General features: G+C 71.7%; 15 protein-coding genes. 6 read left to right on the forward strand and 9 right to left on the reverse strand.

What is annotated here, in order from left to right:
- Positions 1–10: 10 nt before the first annotated feature.
- The 3 genes from ACQUQF_RS04095 to ACQUQF_RS04105 all read right to left on the reverse strand — a co-directional run bounded on the left by ACQUQF_RS04095 (position 11) and on the right by ACQUQF_RS04105 (position 2,475).
- Positions 11–232 carry a helix-turn-helix transcriptional regulator gene (locus ACQUQF_RS04095; RefSeq protein WP_435175978.1) on the reverse strand — a complete coding sequence of 74 codons (222 nt, stop codon included), beginning with the start codon at positions 230–232 and terminating at the stop codon, positions 11–13.
- A complete protein-coding gene (locus ACQUQF_RS04100) occupies positions 229–648 on the reverse strand; it encodes a DUF2178 domain-containing protein (protein ID WP_435175980.1) in 420 nt (139 codons plus the stop codon). The genes ACQUQF_RS04095 and ACQUQF_RS04100 overlap by 4 nt, the downstream gene beginning before the upstream one ends.
- Positions 649–786: 138 nt before the next feature.
- A complete protein-coding gene (locus ACQUQF_RS04105; protein ID WP_435175982.1) occupies positions 787–2,475 on the reverse strand; it encodes a thioredoxin domain-containing protein in 1,689 nt (562 codons plus the stop codon).
- A 153-nt stretch (positions 2,476–2,628) separates the two neighbouring features.
- Here ACQUQF_RS04105 and ACQUQF_RS04110 point away from each other — a divergent pair, with 153 nt between their 5' ends.
- A complete protein-coding gene (locus ACQUQF_RS04110) occupies positions 2,629–3,321 on the forward strand; it encodes a hypothetical protein (RefSeq protein WP_435175984.1) in 693 nt (230 codons plus the stop codon).
- Between the two features lie 50 nt (positions 3,322–3,371).
- Here the strand turns inward: ACQUQF_RS04110 and ACQUQF_RS04115 are convergent, their stop codons facing one another.
- Together ACQUQF_RS04115 and ppc are read right to left on the reverse strand one after the other, a co-directional pair.
- Positions 3,372–4,013: a hypothetical protein gene (locus ACQUQF_RS04115; protein WP_435175986.1), complete on the reverse strand. Its 642-nt coding sequence runs from the start codon at positions 4,011–4,013 to the stop codon at positions 3,372–3,374.
- A 147-nt stretch (positions 4,014–4,160) separates the two neighbouring features.
- On the reverse strand, positions 4,161–6,854 hold the full coding sequence (ppc, locus tag ACQUQF_RS04120; RefSeq protein ID WP_435175988.1) for a phosphoenolpyruvate carboxylase: 2,694 nt from the start codon (positions 6,852–6,854) through the stop codon (positions 4,161–4,163).
- 166 nt (positions 6,855–7,020) lie between these two features.
- Here ppc and ACQUQF_RS04125 point away from each other — a divergent pair, with 166 nt between their 5' ends.
- Positions 7,021–7,407, forward strand: a complete 387-nt coding sequence (locus ACQUQF_RS04125; RefSeq protein WP_435175990.1) for a DCC1-like thiol-disulfide oxidoreductase family protein — start codon at positions 7,021–7,023, stop codon at positions 7,405–7,407.
- Positions 7,408–7,420: 13 nt separating this feature from the next.
- Here ACQUQF_RS04125 and ACQUQF_RS04130 read toward each other — a convergent pair whose 3' ends face one another.
- The 4 genes from ACQUQF_RS04130 to ACQUQF_RS04145 form a co-directional block, all read right to left on the reverse strand.
- On the reverse strand, positions 7,421–8,920 hold the full coding sequence (locus ACQUQF_RS04130) for a lipase maturation factor family protein (protein WP_435175992.1): 1,500 nt from the start codon (positions 8,918–8,920) through the stop codon (positions 7,421–7,423).
- An 88-nt stretch (positions 8,921–9,008) separates the two neighbouring features.
- Entirely contained in the window at positions 9,009–9,308 is a 300-nt protein-coding gene (locus ACQUQF_RS04135; RefSeq protein ID WP_435175994.1) for a HalOD1 output domain-containing protein, read from the reverse strand.
- A 78-nt stretch (positions 9,309–9,386) separates the two neighbouring features.
- On the reverse strand, positions 9,387–10,055 hold the full coding sequence (locus tag ACQUQF_RS04140) for a helix-turn-helix domain-containing protein (RefSeq protein ID WP_435175996.1): 669 nt from the start codon (positions 10,053–10,055) through the stop codon (positions 9,387–9,389).
- A 95-nt stretch (positions 10,056–10,150) separates the two neighbouring features.
- Positions 10,151–10,480, reverse strand: coding sequence for a transcription factor S (locus tag ACQUQF_RS04145; protein ID WP_435175998.1), 330 nt, complete (start codon positions 10,478–10,480; stop codon positions 10,151–10,153).
- 144 nt (positions 10,481–10,624) lie between these two features.
- Here ACQUQF_RS04145 and ACQUQF_RS04150 point away from each other — a divergent pair, with 144 nt between their 5' ends.
- The 4 genes from ACQUQF_RS04150 (at position 10,625) to ACQUQF_RS04165 (ending at position 15,686) form a co-directional block, all read left to right on the forward strand.
- On the forward strand, positions 10,625–11,167 hold the full coding sequence (locus ACQUQF_RS04150; RefSeq protein WP_435176000.1) for a DnaJ domain-containing protein: 543 nt from the start codon (positions 10,625–10,627) through the stop codon (positions 11,165–11,167).
- A gap of 119 nt (positions 11,168–11,286) precedes the next feature.
- The gene (locus tag ACQUQF_RS04155; RefSeq protein WP_435176002.1) at positions 11,287–12,753 is read left to right on the forward strand and encodes a BGTF surface domain-containing protein; all 1,467 of its coding nucleotides are present in this window, start codon (positions 11,287–11,289) and stop codon (positions 12,751–12,753) included.
- 78 nt (positions 12,754–12,831) lie between these two features.
- Positions 12,832–13,848 (forward strand): restriction endonuclease, encoded by a 1,017-nt coding sequence (locus ACQUQF_RS04160; protein ID WP_435176004.1) that lies wholly within the window; start codon positions 12,832–12,834, stop codon positions 13,846–13,848.
- A 188-nt stretch (positions 13,849–14,036) separates the two neighbouring features.
- Positions 14,037–15,686 carry a GTPBP1 family GTP-binding protein gene (locus ACQUQF_RS04165; protein ID WP_435176007.1) on the forward strand — a complete coding sequence of 550 codons (1,650 nt, stop codon included), beginning with the start codon at positions 14,037–14,039 and terminating at the stop codon, positions 15,684–15,686.
- Positions 15,687–15,689 lie beyond the last annotated feature (3 nt).

Raw genomic sequence — 15,689 nt, forward strand, 5'->3', positions numbered from 1 at the left:
TGCGCGGAGTTCACGCCCGGTCGCCCGACCCGTCGTCCTCCAGCTCCGGGTCGAACAGGTCCTCGATGCGGCAGTCGAAGTACCGGGCCAGCTTGAACGCGAGTTCGATGGAGGGGTCGTACCGGTCGCGCTCGATGGCGTTGATGGTCTGGCGACTGACGTCGACCGCGGCGGCGAGGTCGGCCTGGCTGATGCCCTCCGCGTCGCGGTAGGAGCTTACCTCGTTCTTCATGAACGGTACCGCAGTCCGACGTAGACGACGGCGAACAGCGCGTAGACGCCGACGAAGCCGTACAGCGCGGGCCAGACCGCGTCCGGCAGCGCGTGGTCGCTGACCCTCGGCAGGACGCGACCGACCGACGCGGTGACGGCGAGAATCGGGGCGAGCAGCGTGAGCGTCCACTTGCTCGCCCGCTCCTCGAGCGCCCGGTCGCGTTCGTCGAAGAGCGTCTCCGAGGAACCGAACGCGACCGCGAGGAAGCCGAGGACGCCGAGCCAGTAGACGACCTCGCTGACCAGCGGGTAGCCCAGCACCTCCCGGAGCAGGAGTCCGAGGCCGACGCCGCCGGCCAGCAGTCCCCACATCAGTCGCCGGTGCGTGCGTCGCTTCGCGAGCGGATTCGGCCCGGAGGTCGATGTCCGTGTCATGGATGAGACGGGCGCGCCGTAAAGCGCGCTTTACAGTAAAGTGTTCTTTACACCGCGACTTAGTTCTACCGGTGGGCGGCTCCCGGCCGGCGGCGCCCGCCACCCGGAAACCGCCGGGAAGTACCCGACAGCGACCGGCTACTCGGTCAGCTCGGCGACGCGCTCGCTCAGCTCCTCGGGCGTTGTCACGGGCCCCGAGCGCTCGCCGTCGACGACCACGTAGGCCGCCCCGGGCTCGTACCCGTCGCCCTCGACCCCCGGGGCCACGACCTTCTCGTGGTCTGCGATCCGGAGGGCCGCGCGGTGGAGGTCCGAGCCGGCCTCGTCGGCGACCTCGACGACCAGCGGGTCACGGCAGAGCCGGGCCGCCGCGGTGGCGTACGACGCGACCTGGACGCCGAAGCGGTCGGCCGCGTCGGCGAACGCCGCAATCGCGCCCTCGGCGGCCTCCCGGTAGCGGTCCTCGCCGGTCAGCAGCGCGAGGTCGGTCAGCGCGTCGGCCAGCTCGGCGTTGTGGTCGAGCGGGCGGAGCGGCCGGTCGAGCAGCCCCGGGCCATCGCGGGGCCCGTCGACGAAGGCGCCGGAGTCGTCGCCGTCCTCGCGGAGCTCGTCGAGCGCGTAGTCGGCGACCTCGCGGGCCGCGTCGAGGTACTCCTCGTCGCCCGTGACCTGCCGGGCCGTGGCGAGCGCGCCGGCCAGGTGGGCGTGGTCGGCGAGGAGGCCGGACTCGCTGGTCTCGGCGCCGGCGAGGCCGCTCGCGTCGAAGTGGGTGACCTCGCCGTCGTCGACGAGTTCGGTCAGCACGTAGTCGAGAGCGCGCTCGGCGTACGCGCGTGCGCGGTCGTCGTCGGTGTAGGCGTGGAAGGTCAGCAGCGCGTCGGCCGCCATCGCGTTCACGTCGGCGTAGGCGGTCGGGTCGACCGCCGGCGGGTCGGCGGCCTCCCGGTCGGTCGCCGACAGCCCGTAGTACTCGCTGACGTCCGGGTCGTCGTCGCTCGCGCCGGGGGCCTGGCTGCCGGCGAACGCCTCGCCGGTCCAGAGGGTCGTGGTCAGGTACTCGACGGTGCGCTCGGCCGGGTCGCGGTAGGTCTCGTCGCCGGTGTAGAGGTAGGCGTTGGCGTACGCCCGGACCAGCGCGGCGTTGGTCGAGCCCAGCTTCTCGTGGTGGACCTCGGTCCAGTCCCGGCCCTCGGCGAACCGGAAGAAGCCGCCGTCGTAGTCGTCGTAGAGGTGCTGGCTGATCGCCGAGAGGGTGCCCAGCGCCTGGTCGCGCTCGCGCTTCAGCGCGAACTCCACGGTCCGGGGCAGCGGGAACTTCTCGCTGTCGCCCCAGCCGCCGTAGCCGTCGTCGAACTTGTCGCCGAGCTGGCCGGCGACCAGCCGCTCGATCTCGGGCGACAGCTCGCCGGCGGGCGGGTCCTCCCGGAGGCTGCGGGGGATGCGGGCGGCGTCCTCGCCCTTGTGGGTCCAGAGGTCCCGGACGCGCTGGACCACCTGGCGCATCCCGTCGACGCCGAGGTAGGTCGCGCCGGTCAGCAGGTCGCCGTCGGGCGTGCAGAACACCGTCGAGGGGAACCCGCCGACGTTGTACCGCTCGCGGACCCGCGGCTGGCGGTCGACGTCGACCCGGACCGGGACGAACGAGTCGTTGACGTTCGCCGCGACCATGGGGTTGCTGTACGCCTCGCGGTCCATCTCGTGGCACCACGCGCACCACGTCGCCGACAGCGAGAGCAGGACCGGCTTGTCGGCCTCCCGGGCCTCGGCGAAGGCGTCCTCGCCCCACTCGCGCCACTCGACCTTGGTCTCCTCGGCGCTGTCGTTCATGGCCGGGCGTTGGCGGCGGGCCGGGATGGGTCTTGCTATGTCGGCACCGCGCGCTGGTTCGGGCGGCCTCCCGCCGGCGACCCGTCGGTGTCGTCGAGCGACCGACGGCGCGGCGACAACCGTTATTGACGTGGCGATGCTGTGTCCTGTGACATGGACGACGACCGAACGGTCGACAGGCGCTCGTTCCTCCGCGGCGCGAGCGCGGCTGGACTGGTGGGTGTCTCGGGTATCGGGAGTCTGCGGTCGGCCGCCGGGCGGGGAGACGGCGGCCGGGACGACGCCGGTGACGACCGCGAACCGGGCGCCATCGGACAACAGCAGGGGGCCGTCGACTACATGCAGGCGGTGCTGCCGGCGGGGCGCATCCTGGACGCGGACCTGGTCTACCGCATCCTCGTGGTCGGCGGGCCGATACAACCGCACGAGCGGCCGCCGCCGCTGTGCTTCCCGGAGGGCGAGGAGCAGTGGCGCGCCCGCAACGCGCTGGTGATCAAGCCCACCGAGACGACGGGCATCTTCGGCGCGGAGGACATCGGCGGTATCAACACTTCGCGGGCGTACCTCGAGCGACCGGTCGAACCCGGGTCGGTGTGGCGCATCGCCGGCGGTCGGTACTGCGACGGCCACGCGCTGGTGACGATACACGAGCTCCCGCCGGAGCTCAGCGAGTACTTCAGCAAGGAGATGATCGACACCATCGACCAGTTCACGGAGAATCAGACCGCCGGAAACGCGACCGAGGACGACGACATCTTCGGGAACAACACCCTCGGCAACGAGACGGCCGGGAACGAGACGGTCGGTAACGAGTCGACCGGAGACGCGACCGACGTCAGAGAGTAGTCCCGGCCCGGCGTCGGCCGAGCGACCGGCTGACGAAAACGCACGGCGCGTCAGAACTGCTCGGTCAGGTCGTTCGTGGCCTCGCCCGTGCTCTCGCCGGGCCCGGTGATGACCCGGATCCCGGGGACCTTCCGCGCCTCCACGCCGACGAGGTCGCCGGGGCACCTGTCCACGCTGCTGACGACGAACGTCGTGCCGAGCGGGATGTCCGAGGGCTGTTCCTCCACGAAGATGGTGTTGCGCTCGACCAGTTGTTCGGCCCGCACGGTCGGGTTCGCGCCGAAGAACCCGACCATCCGGCCGGCGTTCTGCCAGTCGACGATGATGCCCTCCCAGACGTTGAGCTGCTGGGGCGGCCAGCCGCCGCTGAAGTTGCACTCGCTGACCGCGTCGACGTTCACGTCCTGCAGCGAGTCGGGACGCGTGTCCTTCTGGTCGGTCATGATGATTATCTTCTGGCGGAGGTCCCCCTCGAGGCGCTCGGGGTACGGGAACACCATCCGCCGGACGTAGAACGGTCGCTCGCCCTCGCTGTCGCCGTCCTGACCGTTCCCGCCGTCCTGTCCGTCGCCGCCCTCCTGGAGCGCCGTCCGGGTCGAACCGTCGCCGGCGGCCAGCGGGGCGAGGCCGAACGCCCCCACCGCGCTCTGCTTCAGGAAGCTCCGTCGGTCGATGTCGTTCTCGTCGGTCATTTCCCCATCCCATTCGGGGAAAGACGCCGACGTCCGTAACCGTTGTTGCCGTCGGGACACCGCCCCGGACGCCGTCGGGGCGTCCCGAGAGAACGCCGACCGACCGCGGCCCGGGGGTCCCGGCCGACCGCCGCGCCAGCGCGGGGACTACCCCGTGTTCTTCATCCCGGCCGCGATGCCCTTGACGGTCAGCCGGAGGGTGCGCTCCTCCTCGGGGGTGAGGTGGGACTGGCCGAGCAGCTGGGTCTGGAGCAGGTTCAGCGGGTCGACGTAGGGGTTGCGCCGGGCCAGGCTCTCCTCGAGCCACTCGCGCCGGAGCAGGCCGTCTCGGCCCGTGACGGCGGTCACGAGCTCGACCGCCCGGTCGTACTCGGCCTCGATGCGGGGGAAGAACCGGTCGCGGCGGTCGGCGGGCGCGAGGGCGGCGTACTCGGCCGCGATCTCGAGGTCGGTCCGGGCCAGCGCGAGCGCGGCGTTGTCGAGCGTCGTCCGGAAGAACGGCCACTCCTGGTACATCTCCCGGAGCGTGTCGAGGTCGCCGCCTCCGTCGAGGTACGAGTCCAGCCCCTCGGCGAGTGCGTACCAGCCGGGCAGGATGCACCGGGCCTGGGTCCACGAGAACACCCACGGGATGGCCCGGAGGTCCTCGACCGTGCGCTCGCCCGACCGGGAGGCCGGCCGCGACCCCATGTTGAGCTCCTCGATGACCTCGATGGGGGTCGCGTCCTCGAAGTACGAGACGAACCCGTCGGTCTCCAGCAGGTCGCGGTAGGCCTCGCGGGCGGCGTCGGCCGCGGTCTCCATCGCGTCGTACCACTCGTCGGGCACCTCCTCGACGGGCTCGCGGATCGCCTCGTGGCGGGCCCGGAGCTGGGCGTCGAGCATCTGCTCGAGGTTGCGCTCGGCGATGCGGGGGTTGGCGTACTTCTCGGCGATGGCCTCGCCCTGCTCGGTGAACTTGACCTGGCCGGTGACCGTCTCGTTCGGGAGCGCGAGCAGCGCGTCGTTCATCGGGCCGCCGCCCCGCGAGATCGAGCCCCCGCGGCCGTGGAACAGCCGGAGGGTCACGTCGTAGTCGTCGCAGATGGCCGCCAGCCGCTTCTGGTTGCGGTAGAGGCTCCAGTTGGCCGCCAGGAAGCCGTTCTCCTTGTTGGAGTCCGAGTAGCCCAGCATGATCTCCTGGGTGTCTCCGCGGGCCTCCACCGCGGCCGCGTAGGCCTCGTTCTCGAAGAGGGTGCCCATGATGCGCCGGGCGCCCGAGAGCGCCGACTCGGTCTCCAGCAGCGGGACCACGTCGATGCCGGCGTAGCCCGGCAGGTCGACGACGCCGGCCTGGTCGGCGAGGAACAGCACCTCGAGCACGTGGCTGGGCTCCTCGGTCATGCTGATGCAGTAGGTGTCGATGGCCTCGACGCCGTACTCGGCCTGCCAGTCGGCGGTCCGGTCGAACAGCGTGAGCACCCGGGCCGCGGTGTCCGAGAGGTCCTCGGTGTCGGTCACGTCCACCACGGGGTCGTCCTCTAGGATGGCCTCGGTCAGCACCGCGACGCGCTCGTCCTCGTCCATCGCCTCGTAGTCGATGCCCTCGCGGGCCAGCGCCTCGCCGACCGCCCGGGTGTGGTTCGCCCGGTGGTCCCGGAGGTCGAGGCTCGCCAGCGAGAGGCCGAAGGTGGCGACCCGGCGCCGGAACGGGTCGACCTTGGCCTCGGCGACCGTCTCGGCGCCGTTGGCCCGCAAGCTGTCGGCGATGGCGTCGACGTCGGCCAGCAGCTCGTCCTCGCTCTCGTAGCCGCCGGGCCGGACCCCGCCGACCCGGTCGAGGCGCTCGCGCATCAGCTTCAGCTTCTGGCGGTAGGGCTCGTCGGGGTAGCGCTCCTCGGCCTCGGCGGCGACGCCGGGCATGCGCTCGCGGTCGGTCTCGAGGCGCTCGCGGAACGCCTCGCCGACGTCGACGCTCCGGTCGTCCTGGCTCAGCACGCCCGAGAGCCGCTTGCACTCCTCGCGGTAGCGCTCGACCACGACGGCGCGCTGGCGCTCCAGCGTCTCGGCGGTCACCTCGGGGGTGACGTAGGGGTTGCCGTCCCGGTCGCTGCCGGCCCACGACCGGAACTCGAACAGCTTCGGGATGTCGAGCGAACCGAACTCCTCGCCGAGCTCGCGCTCGAGCTCGTCGTACACCTGACCCACCACGTCGTAGAGGGTGTTCTCGAGGTACCACTGGACGTTGAGCGCCTCGTCGGTGACCTCCGGCCGGCGCTCGCGGACCTGCGGGGTCTGCCAGAGGCTGGTGACCTCCGCCTCCAGGTCGCGCTCGACCGCCGCCTCCTCGCGGTCGGTCAGCCGGCGCTCGTCGAGGGTCTCGATGTCGTCGGCGACCGCCCGGAGCTTGGCCTTCACCGTCTTGCGCCGGGCCTCGGTCGGGTGGGCCGTGAACGTGGGCTCGACCAGCACGTCGTCGAGCACCCGCTGGACCGTCTCGGGGTCGGCGCCCGCGTCGGCCAGCACCTCGGCGGTCTCGGCGACGCTGTCGGCCAGGGTCCCCTCCTGGGAGGCCTCGCGGACCGCCCGGACCCGCTCGCGCTCCTCGGCGAGGTTGATGAGCTCGAAGTAGGTGGCGAACGCCCGGGCCACGACGCCGGCCCGCTCGGGCGAGAGGTCGGCGAGCTCGGCCCGGAGGTGGTCGCGGCTGTCGGCGTCGCCCCGCCGGTAGTCGATGGCCCCGGTCCGGACCGACTCGACCACCTCGAACGCCGCCGGCGATGCCTGCTCCTCCAGGACGTCCCCGAGCAGCGCTCCGAGTTCGCGGACGTCCCGTCGCACGTCTCTGGCGTGGAGTGACATAGCACACCATTCGGGACGGCGGGGCTAAAACGTCCGGAAGCCGGAAAAATTGCCACTCGGTTCCGAGTAAACTCTCGCAGCTCTCCGGCATCCGGTCCCGGTTGCGCAGGGCCTCCGCCCGGACTGTTCCAGTAGCGATTAGTTGCCGACGCCCGTCCGTCCGGGCATGAGCCAGGTCACGCTCGTCTACGACGACGACTGCGGCTTCTGCACGTGGTGGGCCGACTTCTTCGAGCGCCGGTCGGACTTCCGGGTCGTCGGCTTCGCGGAGCTCACGGACGAGACGCGCGAGCGGCTCCCGGACGACTACGAGGAGTGCTCGCACCTGCTGGTCGACGGCGAGGTGTACTCCTGCGGCGAGTCGCTGGAGCAGGCGCTCGTCCGGTCGGACGTCGGGGCGGAGGCGGGACCGGTGGTCCGGTTCCTCCGGAACTTCGAGGACTACGAGCGGTTCCGCGAGAGCGCCTACCGGGCGGTCGCGGACAACCGCGACCTGTTCGGGAAGGTCGTCTCGAAGGCGCCGCCGGCGCGGAACGACGAGCGCCGCGAGTAATCCGGGTCGGCTACTACTGCCGTCGTCGCGCCCGACCTCGGGCCCGGCGGCCCGCCCCGAGGTCGTCCAGCGACACCGGCCGGACGTAGCTCCCGACGCGCTCGCGGGACCACCACCGGCCGGTCTCGCGGCGCTCCTCCGGCGCGGTGAACTCGTAGCGGTACCGGACCGCCCGGACGTGGGTCGGCGGTTCGTCGGGGAAGGGGTTGGTCCGGAGCAGGCCCAGCACCGCCTCGTCGCCCTCCAGGAGCTTCTCCAGCAGGCGGCCGAACCACCGGTGGCGGCCGGGCGAGGGCGACATCGCGGCGAACCAGAGCTGCCAGTCGAGCCGCAGGTGGTAGGGCGCGACCTGGGGCGGCCGGCGCTCGGGGTCGGTCGGCTTCCCCTCGAAGGCGTAGGCCTCCCACTCGGTGTCGGGCGTGATCTCCTCGTCGCGGGTGCCCTCGACGACGATTTCGAAGCGCCGGCGGGTGATGGAGCCGAACGCGCCGTAGGTGTTGACCAGGTGGAGCGGGTCGAACGCGGTGTTCATCACCTGCTCGGAGGAGACCATGTTGAGCGTCGGCCGGACGCTGAGCGCCAGCACGAGGGCGGTCACGCCGCCGACCGCGACCCAGAACCAGAGGGGCAGCGCGACGGTCGCCGGCGCCGCGACCGGGGGCCCGAGCGCGCCGACCGCCCCGGTCAGCACCGAGTCGCCGAACGTCGGGATCGCGAGCACGACCGTCAGCGCGTTGAGCCACGAGAAGTTGCCCGTCAGCATCAGCCAGCCCTGGAACAGGATGGTCGCGACGCCCGCCAGCGCGGCGACTGGCTGGGGCGCGAAGTAGAGGAACGGCACCGCGAGTTCGACGACGTGGTTGACGACGACCGCGGCGCGGTGGACCGACGCCGGCAGGTGGTGGACGTACCAGCTGGTCGGGTTCGGCATCGGCTGGGTCTCGTAGTGGTACTCCATGCAGGTCAGGTCGCGCCAGCACTCGTCGCCCCGGATCTTGATGAGGCCGGCGCCGAACATGTTGCGGAACAGCACCCACCGCAGCAGCCAGACCACCGGCCACGCGACCGCGAACGGGCCGGCGCCGAGGAAGATGGCCAGGAACCCGGTCTCCAGCAACATGGACTCCCAGCCGAAGCCGTAGAACACTCGGCCGGCGTTGACGAACGAGAGGTAGAGCCCCCACAGCGCGGTCCAGAGCGCCATCGACGCCGGGAGGACGAACTCCCGGGGGAGCCACGAGGGCGCGCCGACCAGCGCGAGCGCCGACAGGCCGACGCCGGCCCACGCCGCGAGCCCGATGGCGCGGTCGGAGGGGAAGACGTAGAAGAGGCTCGGCCGCTCCCGGAACTCCGCGTGCTCGACGTACTCGTCGAGGGGCAACAGCCCGTCCTCGCCGGCGAGCGCCCGGAACTGGTTCGCCGCGACGAGGAACGCCAGCAGGTAGATGACCGCGAGCCCCCGATGGAAGAGCAGCCTGACGAGCCAGTAGCTCTCGGGTCCCCAGAGGGGCATGTGTGTCGGTGAACGCCCGGACGCTCAAAGGCGTAACGAGACGGCGGAGGCGGATATCCGACTGGGGTTACGGGGCCGGCGTGCGCCCCTACTCGGTGACCGTCACCAGCCCGGTGCTGTCGACCGTCACCTCGTAGCCGCAGTACGCGAACTCGACCGCGCCCGTCTGCGAGTCGTCGGCGTGGCGGAACAGCGCGTCGAGCGCGTCGGGGTCGACCGAGTCGTAGAGCGGGTCGAGCGCCTCGCGGGGGTCGCCGGCGGAGCTCCGGTCGGAGACCGCCGCGACCGCGCGGACGACCGCCGCCGAGAGCGACTCGTCGTCCGCAGCGCGGTAGTAGTACGCGTCCCCGGTCCGCCACCCGTCCCCGGCGTCACTGGTCGATGTCACGGTATCGAGTAGGGCGGCGGCGACCGAACACCCCCGGGTTCACCCAGTTATCGGTTTAAGGTTCACCCAGTTATCGGTTTAAGTGTCCGTCGCGAGCGCGAGGGTGTTGCGGAGCAGGTTGCGCTGCCCGCGGCGGAGCCGCCGGGAGAGCGCGGTGGTCGAGACGCCGAGGTCGTCGGCGATCTCGGCCATCTTCGCGCCCCGCGGGACGTCGAAGTAGCCGGCCGCCAGCGCGGCCAGCAGCGCCTCGCGCTGGGGCTCGGTCACCCCGTAGCGGCTCTCGACGCCGCCGTCGTTCACGACCGCCTCCTCGTCGTAGAGCTGGTCGAGGTGGAACGACAGGCCGCGCTCGCGGCAGGCCTCGCGCAACGCGGCCAGCGACTCGCGCGAGGGGAACCGGGCCAGGACCGCCAGCCGGTCGGCCGTCAGGGTGAGGTCGATGATCGTGATGTCCTCCTCGACCACGACGGGGTGGAGCATCTGCTCGCCGGCCTCCGCGGCGAGGGTGACCCGGTAGAGCCGGCGGTCCGGCAGCGCGGTGAGCAGTTCCCAGTCGGCGACGGCGGGGTCGTCGGTCATCGCGTCCTCGTAGACGTCGAAGTCGTCCCCAGAGGCCCAGAAGATGACCCGCCACGACTCCTCGGGGTCCGGCCGGACGTCCTCGAGGCGGGCCACCATGTCGGGGACCGCCGACAGCGCCGCCTGGCCGGGCTGGGAGTCGGTCTCGACCCTGCCGATGAGGCCCATGCGTTTTCGTTAGGGTTCTGTCGGGGAGAGTATTTCGCCGAATCCGCGAGAAGTGAGCGGTCGCCCGTCCCGGCAGGCCCCGAAGCGGTCGCGGCCTAGTTGTACTCGCGCCACCGGTAACCGCACTCCTGGCACTTGAAGAACCGGGTCGGCGGTTCGTCGGCGGCGCCGGTCTGCTTGATGGTGTACCACGCCTTGCCGTGGCCGCACTCCTCGCAGGTCACGTCCTCGGCGGTGGGCTTGCCCTCGAAGTTGGCCTCCTCGGAGGTCTCGATGACGTCGTCGTCGGACTGGGCCTCGGTCGAGACGAACTCGGCGGCCAGGTCCTCGTCCTTGGCGTCGGTGTGCTGGCAGTCGTCGTTCGAACAGACCATCTTCGACCCCATTGACTTCATCATGGAGCCGCACTCGTCGCAGAATTGCATACCCGTGCGTAGCGGTCCGCTCCTGATAAGCGCCACGCTCGCCGCCGTTTCGACGCAGAAGCGGACCCTGCCGTCCCAGGAGTCGGCCCGCCCGCGCCAGGGCCATGCGGGACGCTTACGGTGCCGGGCCACGAAGGGCAGGTCGTGCAGGAAGACCGGCTCTTGTTCGGGCTGGCGGCGGTCCTCGCGGGCATCGCCACCCTGGAGTTCGTCCTGGCGTTCGTCTACACGCCCGCGCTGTTCGCCGTCGCCGTCCCGTTCGGGGTGGCCGCCTACCTGGTGTGGTACCACGCCAGCGGCCGGCTCCGCGAGCGGGTCGAGCGCGGCCGGGCCGGCAGCTACCGCCGGGCCGAGACCGAGACCGGCGGCTTCGGCGCCGGCCCGCGCGAGTCGTTCACCGGGCGCCGCGGATTCGACGGCGACGCCCGGGCGCGGCAGGCCGGCGGGCGACGGGCCGCGGGCGCTCGCGCCGGCCGGGCCGGCGGGGCGCGGACGGTCAGAGACTCCGGGCCGAGCGCGGCCGAGGCGTACCGCGTGCTGGGGCTCGACCCCGACGCCGACGACGAGGCGGTCCGGCGGGCCTACCGCGAGCGGGTCAAGACGGTCCACCCCGACCGGGAGTCGGGCGACGAGGAGGAGTTCAAGCGCGTGAAGGAGGCCTACGAGCGCCTCCGGGACCGCAACTGAGCCCGGGCTCGGCCCCCGGATCACGGCTCGGCCCCGACATCGCCGCCGGCGGGCGCGGCGTATCAACAATCGGATTTATTACGGATGGGTCATAACTCGTCGCTTACTTTCACCCCGCCATGTCAGCGAGACTTCCCCGACTCCGCGCCGCCGGCCTCGTGACGCTGCTGCTCGCGGCCGCCGTCGCGCCGGCGGTCGGCGCGAGTTCGGCCGCGGCCGGCGCGGGCTCGACCGCGGCGTCCGCCGGAGCGAGCGCCTCGTTCTCGCCGACGGTCACCTACGGGGTGCAGGGCGACATCACCACCATCACCGTCGAGACCTCCGACGGCGGCGTCGTCAACATCGGGTCGCAGTCCGAGGCGTTCTGGATGCAGGTGCGGGTCGGCAACGGGAAGACCGAACTCACGCTGAACACCTACCTGGCGGGCGTCGCCGACACCGAGGCCGAGATGAAGCGGGCGCTGTCGGGCGGGACGGTGGTCCGCGCCACGCCGACCCCGGTCGACAAACCGCTGGAGGCGGCCATCTACGACCTCAACGTCACCCGGGACGGCCGCGAGCTCGCGCTCGGGAAGCTCGTCCTGAACGAGCGGGCGACCAACGGCATCGACGTCCGCATCGCGCCGGCGTCGCTGAAGGTGTCGGAACTCGACACGGAGAAGAAGATCGTCGGCGCGACGCGGGCGCCGTGGGGGAACAACTCGGTCGCCCGCGGCGACTGGCTGGCGGTCCACGTCAACGCGACCGGGCTGGCGGGGCTGTTCGCGAACGGGGGCGTCGGCGGCGCGAACGGCGTCGACCTCCGGTTCGCGCAGGTCGACGGCGACATGAACGCCGACAGGAACGAGTTCGACGGCGGCGACGTCGAGCGGTTCGTCTCCGTCGAGCAGGGGTTCTACGTCTTCGTCGACACCGGCGAACACGACATCGAGGCGGGCGACCGGTACAACGTCAGCTTCACGATCGAGGCCGACACCGGGCTCGCGAAGCGGAAACAGGTCGTCACCACGTCGTTCCGGGTCGCACCGCGCAAGGTCCACATCGAGCGCAACGGGCCGGGCGACAGGGTCGTCGTGGAGGGCAAGGCGACCATCTCCGGGACCACGACGCTGACCCCCGGCTCGACCATCAACATCACCGTCCGGGACGACGGGATGCCCCCGTTCCACCAGTCCCGGACCGTGCGGGTCACGGCCGAGCGGACGTTCGAGACCACCGTCGACTTCTCGGACCTCCGGCCGGGCCGGACGTTCGACATCAGGCTCGTCGACCAGGGCCGGACCGTCCCCGGGATGGTGAAGCCCGAGGAGACCACGACCGCGGCCCCCAACACGACCACCGCGACGACGACAACGACGACGGTACCGACGACCACGACCACCGCGACCGCGACGACGACTACCACCGCGACGATAACGGCCGAGGGCCTCACGCAGGCGGCCGCGCCGGGCGGCGAGCGCCCCCTGCGCCAGCAGGCGGTGCGCGAGACCGGGGAGAGCAGCGGCGGTCCCGTCCCGGGGTTCGGCCCGGCAGCGGGCGTCGTCGCGGTGGTGGCGGCCACCCTGCTGGCGGCCCGGAGGCGCTGAGGGGGGATGATTTTTATACGAGGCCTGAGGAGATGAGCGCGAACACGGTTCCCGCGCGGTGAAATCATGTTGCAGGGTTTGGACCAGTCCGAGTTCGGTCAGTTCGTTGCGGCCCTCTGGGAGCGGCAGGGCTGGCAGACGCAGGTCAAGCGCGACGACGGCAGGGTGTTCGTCGCGGTCCAACGACCCTCCACCGGCGAAGAGGGCCTGCTGTGGGCGTACGCCGGCGACGGCGAGGTCGGCGGCCAGCAGGTCCAGCAGTTCGCCAAGCTCTGCCAGCAGTACGAGGTCGGGGAGTCGGCCATCGTCACCACGGGCCGCGTCTCGGACCACGCCCGGAAGGTCTCGGAGGGGACCGGCGTCGACCTGCTCGACAGCGAGGGCATCGCGACGGTCCTCGAGCGCAAGGGGTGGACCGACCTCGCCGAGCAGTACGGCGGCGACGGCGGGGGCGCCGACTCGTCGGGCGGTAGCGGCGGCGGGGACGGCGACTCCCCGGTCGACCGACTGCGAGCGCTCGCCGGGCGGGCCAAGGCGACGGTCGGCGGCGCGCTCGGCGGGAGCGTCCCGACGAAGCCCGCGCTCGCAGTCGCGGTGGTCGCCGCGGTGCTGGCCGCGGGCGTGCTGGCCGGTGTCCCGCTGCCCTTCCTCGGGGGCGGCGGGGCCGTCTCGGCCGAGAGCGTCTCGCCGCCGAACAGCACCTCCACCCTCCGGGTCTCGTGGAACGCCGAGGTCGTCGACGAGATCGACCCCAACCGCAGCGACGGCCGGGCCTACTACCCGCCGGACGGCGAGCAGTTCGTCCTGGTCGCGATGCGCGTCAACAACACCGGCGAGGCCGCAGCGCCGGTGAAGGAGGAGGGATTCAGACTCCGGGTCGACGGCGAGACCTACGCGCACCAGCCGCTGCGCGACCACGACGGGTTCATGGACTTCACCATGTCGCCGGGCACCTTCTACGCCGGCTGGACCGTCTTCTCGGTGCCCGAGGGGGCCGGGGGTACGCTGACGTACGATCCCAACGTCAGCGACACGCCGGTCGCGGTCGAGTTCGTGCACGACTCGACCATCCCGGTGAACGAGACCGAGCTGTAGTCGCTCGACGGCGGTGCGACCGCCTTCCGCTGATGCCGGCCCCATCGGCCGCGATTCGACGGCCCCGGCAGCGACCGGCGGCGGTCGGTCGTCGCCGTCCGGAAACGGAGGCGTACGACCCGGTACGGTCGGATACGGAGCCCTATATTCGGGCAAGGCTTTTGACGGCTCCTCACTAACCCGGTCGTATGTGCCCTGACCGGGCCGTACTGCGAAGCGCCCTCGAACGCGGCGAACAGGAGGGCGGCAGCGTCGAGTTCAAAGAGCGGCTCACCAAGGACCTCCACCTCGCCGACGGCCGGATGGAGAGCCTGGCGGCCCAGCTCCGACACCGCGTGCTGTCGGGCGACGGCGAGGCGACCTACGTCGTCGGGGTGACCGACGACGGCGGCATCGCCGGGATCGACCACGACGACTTCTCGGAGTCGATGGACGTGCTGAGCCTGCTGGCCGAGGAGGCGGGCGCCCACATCGAGGACGTCCGGACGTGGGGCATCACCGACGGTACCGTCTCGGCCGAGGGCGAGGCCGACGGCCTCGTCGGGGTGGCGACGATCCGCGAGGGCGCGATGCTCGACACCGACAGCCAGCACATCGTGGTCGGGACCGCGGGCCACGTCGACCACGGCAAGTCGACGCTGGTCGGGTCGCTGGTGACCGGTCAGGCCGACGACGGCGAGGGCGGCACTCGCGGGTTCCTCGACGTCCAGCCCCACGAGGTCGAGCGGGGGCTGTCGGCCGACCTCTCGTACGCGGTCTACGGCTTCGACGGCGAGGGCCCGGTCCGGATGGACAACCCCCACCGGAAGTCCGACCGGGCCCGGGTGGTCGAGGAGAGCGACCGGCTGGTATCGTTCGTCGACACCGTGGGCCACGAGCCGTGGCTCCGGACCACCATCCGCGGGCTGGTGGGCCAGAAGCTCGACTACGGCCTGCTGACGGTCGCGGCCGACGACGGGCCGACCAAGACGACCCGCGAGCACCTCGGGGTGCTGCTCGCGACCGAGCTCCCGACCATCGTGGCCATCACGAAGGCCGACGCGGTCGACGACGACCGGATCGCGGAGGTCGAACGCGAGGTCGAGCGCCTGCTCCGGGGCGCGGACAAGACCCCGCTCAGGGTCGAGCGCCACGGGATCGACGCGGCGGTCGAGGAGATCGGCGAGAGCGTCGTGCCGGTCGTCACGACCAGCGCGGTCACCAAGGAGGGGCTCGACGACCTCGACGAGCTGTTCGAGCGCCTCCCGAAGACGACCGCCGACTCGGGCGACTTCCGGATGTACATCGACCGGACCTACTCGGTGACCGGGGTCGGCGCGGTCGCCTCCGGCACCATCATGTCGGGCGAGGTCGAGGCCGGCGACGAGCTGCTGCTCGGCCCGATGGCCGACGGGGCGTTCCGGGAGGTCGAGGTCCGGTCGATCGAGATGCACTACCACCGGGTCGACAAGGCCAAGGCGGGCCGCATCGTCGGCATCGCCCTGAAGGGCGTCCGGGAGGCCGACGTCGAGCGCGGGATGGTGCTGCTGCCCGGCGACGCCGACCCGGACCCGGTCCGGGAGTTCGAGGCCGAGGTCGTGGTGCTGAACCACCCGACCCGCATCGGCGACGGCTACGAGCCGGTCATCCACCTCGAGACCGTCAGCGAGGCCGCCGAGTTCCACCCGGAGGGCGGCCAGCTGCTGCCCGGCGACTCGGGGGCCACCCGGGTCCGGTTCAAGTTCCGGCCGTACCTGGTCGAGGAGGGCCAGCGGTTCGTCTTCCGCGAGGGCCAGAGCAAGGGCGTCGGCACCGTGACCGACGTGAACCCGGGCGACGCCGCGGCCGCGGACGACTAGAGC

Origin of the sequence: Halorussus sp. AFM4 (assembly GCF_051194995.1) — an archaeon.
GTDB lineage: Archaea > Halobacteriota > Halobacteria > Halobacteriales > Haladaptataceae > Halorussus.

What these genes read in the sequence shown, in the direction of transcription:
- ACQUQF_RS04095 (WP_435175978.1), bottom strand. Translation starts at nt 232, where the DNA reads ATGAAGAACGAGGTAAGCTCCTACCGCGACGCGGAGGGCATCAGCCAG.
- ACQUQF_RS04100 (WP_435175980.1), bottom strand. Translation starts at nt 648, where the DNA reads ATGACACGGACATCGACCTCCGGGCCGAATCCGCTCGCGAAGCGACGC.
- ACQUQF_RS04105 (WP_435175982.1), bottom strand. Translation starts at nt 2,475, where the DNA reads ATGAACGACAGCGCCGAGGAGACCAAGGTCGAGTGGCGCGAGTGGGGC.
- ACQUQF_RS04110 (WP_435175984.1), top strand. Translation starts at nt 2,629, where the DNA reads ATGGACGACGACCGAACGGTCGACAGGCGCTCGTTCCTCCGCGGCGCG.
- ACQUQF_RS04115 (WP_435175986.1), bottom strand. Translation starts at nt 4,013, where the DNA reads ATGACCGACGAGAACGACATCGACCGACGGAGCTTCCTGAAGCAGAGC.
- ppc (WP_435175988.1), bottom strand. Translation starts at nt 6,854, where the DNA reads ATGTCACTCCACGCCAGAGACGTGCGACGGGACGTCCGCGAACTCGGA.
- ACQUQF_RS04125 (WP_435175990.1), top strand. Translation starts at nt 7,021, where the DNA reads ATGAGCCAGGTCACGCTCGTCTACGACGACGACTGCGGCTTCTGCACG.
- ACQUQF_RS04130 (WP_435175992.1), bottom strand. Translation starts at nt 8,920, where the DNA reads ATGCCCCTCTGGGGACCCGAGAGCTACTGGCTCGTCAGGCTGCTCTTC.
- ACQUQF_RS04140 (WP_435175996.1), bottom strand. Translation starts at nt 10,055, where the DNA reads ATGGGCCTCATCGGCAGGGTCGAGACCGACTCCCAGCCCGGCCAGGCG.
- ACQUQF_RS04145 (WP_435175998.1), bottom strand. Translation starts at nt 10,480, where the DNA reads ATGCAATTCTGCGACGAGTGCGGCTCCATGATGAAGTCAATGGGGTCG.
- ACQUQF_RS04155 (WP_435176002.1), top strand. Translation starts at nt 11,287, where the DNA reads ATGTCAGCGAGACTTCCCCGACTCCGCGCCGCCGGCCTCGTGACGCTG.
- ACQUQF_RS04165 (WP_435176007.1), top strand. Translation starts at nt 14,037, where the DNA reads ATGTGCCCTGACCGGGCCGTACTGCGAAGCGCCCTCGAACGCGGCGAA.